9 protein-coding genes are annotated in these 9,001 nt (G+C 62.2%); 4 read left to right on the forward strand and 5 right to left on the reverse strand.

Annotated elements, in window-relative coordinates; all coding sequences use genetic code 11:
* The first annotated feature begins 329 nt into the window (after nt 1-329).
* The gene (locus tag ACRTG1_RS16055; RefSeq protein ID WP_113155011.1) at nt 330-1,574 is read left to right on the forward strand and encodes a multidrug effflux MFS transporter; all 1,245 of its coding nucleotides are present in this window, start codon (nt 330-332) and stop codon (nt 1,572-1,574) included.
* Here the strand turns inward: ACRTG1_RS16055 and ttcA are convergent.
* Nucleotides 1,558-2,388, reverse strand: coding sequence for a tRNA 2-thiocytidine(32) synthetase TtcA (ttcA, locus tag ACRTG1_RS16060; protein WP_222473946.1), 831 nt, complete (start codon nt 2,386-2,388; stop codon nt 1,558-1,560). The genes ACRTG1_RS16055 and ttcA overlap by 17 nt on opposite strands.
* Before the next feature lie 190 nt (nt 2,389-2,578).
* Between ttcA and ACRTG1_RS16065 the strand changes: the two genes are divergently transcribed.
* The 3 genes from ACRTG1_RS16065 to ACRTG1_RS16075 are packed head-to-tail and all read left to right on the forward strand — an operon-like array spanning nt 2,579 to nt 4,777.
* Complete coding sequence (locus ACRTG1_RS16065; protein WP_206545459.1) at nt 2,579-3,574, forward strand: glycosyltransferase family 2 protein; 996 nt, start codon at nt 2,579-2,581, stop codon at nt 3,572-3,574.
* A complete protein-coding gene (locus ACRTG1_RS16070; RefSeq protein ID WP_432516568.1) occupies nt 3,567-4,379 on the forward strand; it encodes a ChbG/HpnK family deacetylase in 813 nt (270 codons plus the stop codon). The genes ACRTG1_RS16065 and ACRTG1_RS16070 overlap by 8 nt, the downstream gene beginning before the upstream one ends.
* Nucleotides 4,376-4,777 (forward strand): GtrA family protein, encoded by a 402-nt coding sequence (locus ACRTG1_RS16075; protein ID WP_206552706.1) that lies wholly within the window; start codon nt 4,376-4,378, stop codon nt 4,775-4,777. Before ACRTG1_RS16070 ends, ACRTG1_RS16075 begins: the two co-directional genes overlap by 4 nt.
* 72 nt (nt 4,778-4,849) lie before the next feature.
* Here ACRTG1_RS16075 and ACRTG1_RS16080 read toward each other — a convergent pair whose 3' ends face one another.
* The 4 genes from ACRTG1_RS16080 to ACRTG1_RS16095 form a co-directional block, all read right to left on the reverse strand.
* Complete coding sequence (locus ACRTG1_RS16080; protein WP_283800426.1) at nt 4,850-6,340, reverse strand: glycosyltransferase family 39 protein; 1,491 nt, start codon at nt 6,338-6,340, stop codon at nt 4,850-4,852.
* Between the two features lie 91 nt (nt 6,341-6,431).
* A complete protein-coding gene (rpsD, locus tag ACRTG1_RS16085) occupies nt 6,432-7,049 on the reverse strand; it encodes a 30S ribosomal protein S4 (protein WP_113155007.1) in 618 nt (205 codons plus the stop codon).
* A 279-nt stretch (nt 7,050-7,328) separates the two neighbouring features.
* Nucleotides 7,329-8,144: a glutamate racemase gene (murI, locus tag ACRTG1_RS16090; protein ID WP_113155006.1), complete on the reverse strand. Its 816-nt coding sequence runs from the start codon at nt 8,142-8,144 to the stop codon at nt 7,329-7,331.
* Between the two features lie 39 nt (nt 8,145-8,183).
* Nucleotides 8,184-8,969: an RNA methyltransferase gene (locus ACRTG1_RS16095; protein WP_206552708.1), complete on the reverse strand. Its 786-nt coding sequence runs from the start codon at nt 8,967-8,969 to the stop codon at nt 8,184-8,186.
* Nucleotides 8,970-9,001 lie beyond the last annotated feature (32 nt).

Consider the following 9,001-nt stretch of genomic DNA (forward strand, 5'->3'; position numbering starts at 1 on the left):
GCCTGCTTTCACGCTGGCGCTCTCCTCTTTGGAAATGCGCTGGTTTTCGCCAGCGCATTTTTTCGCGTCTGAACATGCTTTTTCGCCCGCAGGGCAACTGGTGTTTTGACGCAGGAGATAAGCGCGCCTCGCCATGCGAGAACCCTCATGGATATTTCGGGGGATTCTCCTGGGCGGTACTGTTCGGGCGGACGCGCTGAAACCTTTTGCAGACGCGCGCCCTGACGGCGCGGACGCCTGCCCCTGTTGACCGGCCCACCTGCCTTTTTACTGCGAGGGGGCGCGACCGGCCATTTGATTGCACGCATTGACGACCGCTGGAGAGATATATGCAGAAACCCGTTTCAGAAACCGCCCTTAAACCGCAAAGATCCCTCGGTCGTGTCGAATTCGTCGCGCTGACGGCAGCGCTCATGTCCATCAACGCGCTCGCCATCGACATCATGCTGCCCGCCCTTCAGCAGATTGGCGCAGAACTGGGCGTCGATGACGAGAATTCGCGCCAGTATATCGTGACCGCCTATCTCGCAGGCCTCGGTGCGGGACAGCTCTTCTTCGGCCCCGTTTCAGACCGTTTCGGTCGCCGCGCGCCGCTCTTCTTCGGTCTCACGCTTTACGTGGCGACGTCGCTGATTGCGGCCATCTCGCCCAGCTTCGCCTTCATTCTGGTCCTGCGCTTCCTGCAGGGCGTTGCCGCTGCCGCGACGCGCGTTGTCGCCGTCTCCGTCATCCGCGATGTGTTTGGCGGTCGCCAGATGGCAGAAGTCCTCTCCATGGTCATGATGGTCTTCATGGTCATCCCCGTGATCGCTCCCAGCATCGGCCAGATCATCATGATCTTCGGCGACTGGTCGGAGATCTTCGTGGCGATGGCCGTTCTCGCCATCATCTTCGGCACGTGGGCGGCTTTCCGCCTACCCGAAACGCTTGCGCCGGAGAATCGCCGCCCCCTCACCGTCTCATCGATCACGAAGGGGTTCGGCATCGTTCTGACGAACCGCATCTCGCTCTGCTACACGCTGGCCACCACCAGCGTCTTCGGCGCGCTGTTCGGCTTCATCAGCTCCGCGCAGCAGATCTACACCGACGCTTTCGATCTGGCGGACTGGTTCCCGATCCTGTTTGCCGTCGGCGCCGGTCTGATGGCCGTCTCGTCCTTCACCAATTCGCGCCTCGTGGGCCGCATCGGCATGCGCCGTCTCTCCCACGGCGCACTGGTCGGCTTCACCACGGTCAGCCTGCTCTGGCTCGTTCTGGCAAGCATCGGCTTCATGCCGTTCTGGCTGTTCTTCCTGCTGTTCTCGGTCGCCATGTTCCAGTTCGGCTGGGTCGGCGCGAACTTCAACTCCATCGCCATGGAGCCGCTGGGCCACGTGGCGGGCACGGCAGCCGCCACGCAGGGCTTTCTCACCACGCTGGGCGGCGGCCTGATCGGCGCCTTCATCGGCCAGATGTTCGACGGTTCAACCGCCCCGCTCGCCACCGGCTATTTCATAACCGGGGCAGTCGGCATCGTTCTGGTGTTGGTCGCCGAGCGCGGACGCATGTTCCACGCGGTCAATCAGCCCGTGTAAGACCCGCAAAGTCGAACAGTTTGCGATCCAGAAGATGGGACGGGCGCGCATTGGTCAGCGCCCGGATCATCGTGTCCTTGCGGCCGGGCATGCGGGCTTCGATGTCGGTCAGCATAGACTTCATTGCATTGCGCTGCAGCCCGTCCTGACTGCCGCACAGATCGCACGGAATGATCGGAAAATTCATGGCGTCGGCAAACTTCGCCATGTCGCTTTCCGCACAATAGCTGAGCGGGCGCAGCACCATCACGTCACCTTCATCGTTCAAAAGCTTGGGCGGCATCGCCGCCAGCCTGCCGCCGTGGAACAGGTTCATGAAGAAGGTTTCGAGAATGTCTTCCCGGTGATGACCGAGAACAAGCGAGGAGCAGCCCTCTTCGCGCGCGATCCGGTAGAGGTGCCCGCGCCGCAGCCGGGAGCAGAGCGAACAATAGGTGCTCGATTCGGGCAGTTTCTCGGTCACCACCGAATAGGTGTCCTGATACTCGATCCGGTGCGCGACCCCGAGACTGTCCAGATAATCCGGCAAAATATGCTTTGGAAAGTTCGGCTGCCCCTGATCCAGATTGCAGGCGAGAATCTCCACCGGCAAAAGGCCGCGCCACTGAAGATCCATAAGCACCGCCAGAAGCCCGTAGGAATCCTTGCCGCCCGAAAGCGCCACAAGCCAGCGCTCGCCGGGCTTCACCATGGCGAAATCCTCGATCGCCTGACGCGTGTTGCGCAGCAGGCGTTTGCGCAGCTTGTTGAACTCCACCGAAGACGGCATACCCTTCATGAAAGGTGGTGTGTCCTCGCCGGTCGGCGTTGCCATTTCAACGGTTTCCGCCGGTTCTTTCGGTTGCGCCAAGGTGCTATGCATGGGCGGGCCTTTGTCGGATCGTGTGATTTCGCGCCTTCCTATCAGAAGCCTTGCGGCAAGGCGACTTAACGAATAGGCATTTTCGACTTTCTGTTGGCAAATCACCTTTTGATCGTGTCACCTTTTGATGGAGATTGCGCGCGTGGCCAAACGGCTCGACATTCTGGTCCCGTTCCTCAACGAGCGGGAAAGTGTAGCCGGCTTTTGCGCCCTGGCCGGCGATCTGGCTGCGCAGGCAAAAGAACGCTTCGGCCTCGACGCCAATTTCATCTTCATCGATGACGGCAGCACCGATGGCGGTGGCGCGCTCTATGGCGAGCACATGACCGGCGACTGGTCGCTCATCACGCTCGCGCGCAATTTCGGCAAGGAAACGGCGATCCTCGCCGGTCTCGACCAGAGCGAGGGCGATTACGTCCTGCTCATGGATGCAGACCTCCAGCACACCGCCGATGTCGCGCTCGACATGATCGGCCGCATCATCGCCGATCCCGATCTCGACATGGTCTATGCCATTCGCGCCGACCGCGCCGAAAGCCGCACGCTCGGGCGTTATCTGGCCAACGGCTTCTACTGGCTCATCAATATGGGGCAGCGCTACGAAATCCCGGCCAATGCCGGCGACTTCCGCATCATGACCCGGCGCTTCGCCATGGCGCTCCGCCAGCTGCGCGACCAGCGCCGTTTCAACAAGGGCCTCTATGCGTGGACCGGCTTCCGGCAAGAACGCATTCTCTACAAGCCCGCAGATCGCCAGGGCGGTGAAAGCAAGTGGTCGCGCCGCAAGCTGATCGCCTTTTCGCTTGAAGGCTTCACCTCCTTCTCCGTCGTTCCGCTGCGCATGGTGTCGCTGTTCGGCGGCGGTGTTGCAGCACTCGGCTTCATCTACGGCATCAAGATCCTTCTGGAGGTTCTGTTCACCGGCGTCGCCGTTCCCGGCTATCCGAGCCTCATCGTCGCCGTGCTCGTGCTTGGCGGCCTCAACCTCGCCCTGACCGGCCTTGTCGGAGAATATGTCTGGTCGGCGCTGAGCGAGGCCAAGAACCGGCCGAACTACATCATCAAATCCATGTCCGGTCCGAGCGCCGTCCCGCTGGCCGAGACGCGCAAGACCGGCAGAGCGTCTCACGATGACTGAACCCGCCGCCCGCTCGGTCTGGTTGATCGCCGACGATTACGGTTTCTCCCCTGCCGTCAGCGAAAGCATCCGCATGCTTCTCGCCAATGGCCGCCTGAGCGGCACGGGCTGCATGACGCTGTTCGATGACTGGCGCGACCACGCCGCCGCGCTGACAGCCACCAGCGGCAGCTTTGCGACCGGCATGCACCTCACCCTCACCGATTTTCCGGCCCTTTCCAGCGCTCGGAAAATGCCGGAGCTGAAACGGCTTCTGGCCAGTCATGACGATGATGCCGCCATCGCCGCCGAGGCCGATGCGCAGCTTGACCGTTTCCGCGAGGCGTTCGGCCGCAATCCCGATTTCATCGACGGGCACCAGCACGTGCATTTCCTGCCGCCGGTCCGGCGCTGGCTGGCGGCGCGCTTTGCCGATGCTCCCGCAGCCGAGCGCCCCTGGCTTCGCGGCGCACCGACGCTGCGCGCCGCCCCGGCGCTCATCAAGGCCAAGATCGTGGTTGCCCGCCTGCTCGCACGCGGTTTCGATGCCGAAATGCGCCGGCACGGCTTCGCCGTCGAAGGCCCGCTCTGCGGCTTCTATGACTGGCGGCGCAAGGGCGCATTCTCCCGCGCGCTCGATCTCTTCATTGACAGGGCGCCCCATGGCAGCGTCATCATGTGCCATCCCGGCACGGTGGATGATGTGCTGCGCAGCCGCGACGTCTTCACCGATGCCCGCGAGGAAGAGCGCGATACGCTCGCCGCAGACGCCTTTCCCGCCCGCCTTGTCGCCGCCGGGCTTTCCCTGAGACAGGCCCGTTCATGAGCGAAGGCGAGAACCGCACGCTTTCCGCAAAGCTGGGCCGCTTCGCGGTGGTCGGCGTTTTGAACACGGTGATCGACTTCGCCACCTTCACGGCGCTGATCGCCCTGTCTTTTGCGCCGCTGCTCGCCAATTTTCTCGGCTGGGCGGTGGCGGTGATCTTTTCCTTTGCCGTCAACTCACGCTGGACATTCGAGCGGGCGGAGCGTTTCAGCCTGCACAGGGCGTTTGCGAAATTCGCCGTCAGCGGCAGCATCATCTCGCTTGGCTCGTCGACGCTCGCCGTCTATCTCCTGCCCCCGCTCACCGGCCTTTTCGCGGCCAAGCTGATCGGCATCGTGATCGGCGCGATCCTGAATTTCTTCGCCGCGCGCTGGTCCATAGAAGACCGCATCGTTTGAGGGAATTTCGGGTAAAACGAAGAAATTTCGTCCCGAATTTCCCAAAAACAGCGCGTTTTTCCGAAAAAGGAATCAAGAGCCCTGAGCCGCCGGCGGCATGAAGAACAGCTGCACCGTCCAGCTTCGTTCGCCGCCGAAACCGGGCACGGTCAGAACCTGCGTCTCCGCCCCTGCGCCCGCCAGTTCTTCAGCCTTTGCAAGACATCCCGACTGACCGTCAAAACAGGCAATCGCCATGCCCTTCTCGGCCACCGCCTGCGGCGAAACCCAGGGTGTCAGCGCATAGGAATTGCCCTGCATGGAGAAGGGCCGCGAGGCGGTGTAGAACGTGGTGCCGCTCGCCAGGATCTTGTCACCCGCCACATGGGTGAGCGGCGTATCGAACCGTTCGTTCCAGGCCGCCTCGATCTCCGTTGCAATCGCGCGAACCGGCACATTGTTGTAGTGCGAGGTGTTCTTCGCCTCTTCCGCATAGATGAAGGGCGACAGCGCAAGAAGGGACGCGCCGTAGATCACCACGGCAGCGGGAATTGCCAGTTTCTGCGCCTCAAGCCGCCCCGGCTTGATGAGCAGCATCAGGAAGATGGGCGCGGCGAAATAGAGCGGCAGCGCCCAGACGGAGCTGAACTGCACCGTGAATGCAATGCCCAGAAGCAATGTCAGCGCCAGCGAGCCGAAACCGGTCCACAGAAGCGCCCTGCCGGCCAGCGTCTTGCGCAGCGCCAAGAAGGGCGTTGCATCAAACCACGGCCCGCGCCCGTTGCGCAGTATGGCGATCAGAAGCACCAGCACCACCGGCAGCATGTAAGCCAGAAGCGCGCCAAGGAAACGGGGGGCGGAGGTGATGCCGATCAGCGCGGAACCATCGCCCTGCTCCGACACATAGGTGAGCGGCAGGAAATCGTTGCCAACAAGCCAGATCAGATGCGGCGTGACCAGCGCGACAAAGACGAGGCTGGCGACCCAGACGCCCGGGCGCAGCAGCAGCCCGCGCGCTTCCCGGTCGATCAGGACATGAAGGACAATCGCGCCCAGAAGCGCGCCGGAGAAATATTTGATCAGCACCGAAGCCGCAGCCAGCGCGCCCAGAATGATGGCGTCGGAAAGCCGCTGCTTTTCAAGAAAGCGCAGATAGAACCAGACCGTCGCCGCCCAGAAAGGCAGCATCGCCGAATTGGCGTTGTACTTGATGGCTAAAAAGGTGACCGGCGGCAGGAAGAAGAAGAGCGCGGTGCTCAAGAACGCGCGCCACGGATCGAGAAACCGCACGGCGATGCGCCAGCTTGCAAACATGAGCGCGGCGCTGTTGACGGCCGACAGGAGATAGTAGGCCCAGTCCACATTGGGGAAGACGGAGAACCAGGCGGCCGTGATCCAGGCGAAAAGCGGCGGATGCTTGTAGTAGCCCTGCTCCCAGGCGATGCCCCAGGAGTAGTTTTCCAGCATGTCGCCGAAACCGTCGAGATTGAGCTGCGTCAGGCTCGCATAGACCGTCCATAAGCCCACGAAAAAGGCCAGCAACAAGCCCATCCGCAACCCGGACGCCTTCGCCAGTCCCGTCATGCAAGCACCTCGCCTCTTCCCGAAAAAAGACAAAAAAGAAGGCGCCCGGCCACTGGCAGGACGCCCCCCAAAAATTACCTGCCGAAAGGTATCAGCGCGAGTAATACTCGACAACCAGGTTCGGCTCCATATGCACGGCATACGGCACATCGGAGATGGCCGGAACGCGCAGATAGGTGGCAACCATCTTGTTGTGGTCGACTTCGACATAGTCCGGAACATCGCGCTCTGCGAGCTGCGTTGCTTCCATGACGATGGCGAGCTGCTTCGACTTTTCCTTGACCTCGATCACGTCGCCAGCCTTACAGCGGTAGGACGGGATGTTGACGCGGCGGCCGTTGACCAGGATGTGACCATGGTTCACGAACTGGCGCGCAGCGAAGATCGTCGGAACGAATTTGGCGCGGTAGACCACGGCGTCGAGACGGGACTCCAGGAGACCGATCAGGTTCTCGTTGGTGTCGCCCTTGCGACGGTTCGCCTCGTCGTAGGTCTTGCGGAACTGCTTTTCCGAAATGTCGCCGTAGTGACCTTTCAGCTTCTGCTTGGCGCGCAGCTGCAGACCGAAGTCCGAGAGCTTGCCCTTGCGGCGCTGACCGTGCTGGCCGGGGCCATATTCACGACGGTTGACCGGGGACTTCGGACGGCCCCAGATGTTTTCGCCAAGACGGCGATCAAGCTTGTACTTTGCAGAATGGCGCTTGCTCATCGCATTCCCTTTCATATCAAAAACACCGAAGCCGAAGCTCCGGACGAAGGAAACGCGCCCTCCTCTGGCCTCCGTTTTCGAGACCTGACAGGACATGCCACGCACGCTAATGCGGCTTGTCCACGGGACACGTTAAAAAGCGCGGCAGCCGGAAGCCATCGCGCTTGAGCGGGTGATTATGCCAGCGCGCCCCGAATGTCAACCGAAACGCGATATCTTGGCGAAAGACGGGGCCGGGCCGGTTCCGCAAAGTCCCGGCCCTGAAGAAAGTGCGGATGCTCAGCGCATCCTGAAGCCGAATCCGGACAGCAGCCGGCGATAGCCTTCTGCGGGTGCGCCGGAGGTGAAATGGGCGATGTCTGCGCCATTGCCGTTTCCATCGCCACCGCCATGAGCCGCGGATGATGGCGCGGTCAGATTTGCCGACAGTGCCAGCGCGCGGCGGGCAATCGCCTCTGACGTGTCGATCCAGTCGACCGGCCATGGCGCGGTCTTGCGCATGCGGTTGACCAGGAAGGGATAATGCGTGCAGGCCAGAACCACGATATCGGTGCGCCCGCCATCCTGATCGACGAAACAGGGCGCGATTTCGGCCTCGACGGCAGCCTCGTCCACGAAGCCTTCGCGCATATATTGCTCGGCAAGGGCTGCGAGATTTTCGCTGCCCACGAGCCGCACATGGCACTTCGCAGCATAATCGCGGATGAGGTCGCGGGTGTATTGCCGCTTCACCGTGCCCGGCGTGGCAAGAACGGAAACGAGGCCTGAGCGGGTGCGCTCCGCAGCCGGCTTGATGGCCGGAACCGTGCCGACAAAGACCTCGTTTGGAAACGCCTCGCGCAGACGATGAATGGCGAGCGTGGATGCCGTGTTGCAGGCGATGACCGACATGACCGGCCTGTAGGTGTCGAGGAGATCGGCAAAGAGGCCGACCATGCGCTCCAAAAGCGCCTCTTCTTCCCACGCGCCATAGGGAAAGGCGGCATCGTCCGCCACATAGACGTAAGGCCGCCCCGGCAGAAGAATGCGCGCTTCCTTGACGACCGACAGGCCGCCAATGCCCGAATCGAAGAAAAGGATCGGCCGCGTTTCCATCTTCATCTCCGATCCATCTCTATCGCCACCACTTTGCGGTCAACGCTCAGGCGCGCCAGAACCGCGCGGGTTCCTGGGCGAAAATTTCTCAAGCGACGTCAACACGCCGCGCAGAACGGCAAGCTCCTCGACGGTGAAACCCGGCCGCGTGAACAGGGCGCGCAGGTTCTCCATCATCTTGGGCTTCTTGTCTTCCGTGCGGAAATAACCGCGCTCGTCGAGCACATTGTCGAGATAGCCCATCAGGCTCTCGATATGCAGCTTCTGTGCGGGCGCAAGCGCCTGCTCCGGCGGCGTCACGGCCTGATCGCCGGTCTTGATCCACTCATAGGACATGAGAAGCACGGCCTGCGCGATGTTGAGCGAGGCGAAGGCCGGATTGACCGGGAACGTGACGATCTCGTCGGCGAGCGCCACTTCCTCATTGGTGAGGCCCCAGCGCTCGCGCCCGAACATGATGCCGGTCTTCTGGCCGCCGGCAAAACGGCTGCGCAGATCGCTTGCCGCCTCGACCGGCCCGCGCACGGGCTTGAAATTGTCACGCGGACGCGCCGTCGTCGCCAGGACGAAATTGAGATCGGTCACCGCTTCGGCCGGCGTCTCATAGACGGTCGCCGCATCAATGACGTGGTCTGCGCGGCTTGCAGAAGCGCGCGCCTTTTCATTCGGCCAGCCATCGCGCGGGGCGACGAGCCGCAGCTCCGCCAGACCAAAATTGGCCATGGCGCGCGCCACCATGCCGATGTTCTCGCCCAGTTGCGGCTCCACCAGAATGATCGCCGGGCCTTCCGCGAGCATGTCCTGCTGTTTGTCTGTTCCTGCCATAATGCGGTGCTGTTACCCGCTTCACGCGCTGC

This window comes from Nitratireductor sp. PBL-C9, from assembly GCF_050877045.1.
In the GTDB taxonomy this organism is placed as follows: Bacteria; Pseudomonadota; Alphaproteobacteria; order Rhizobiales; family Rhizobiaceae; genus Nitratireductor; species Nitratireductor aquimarinus.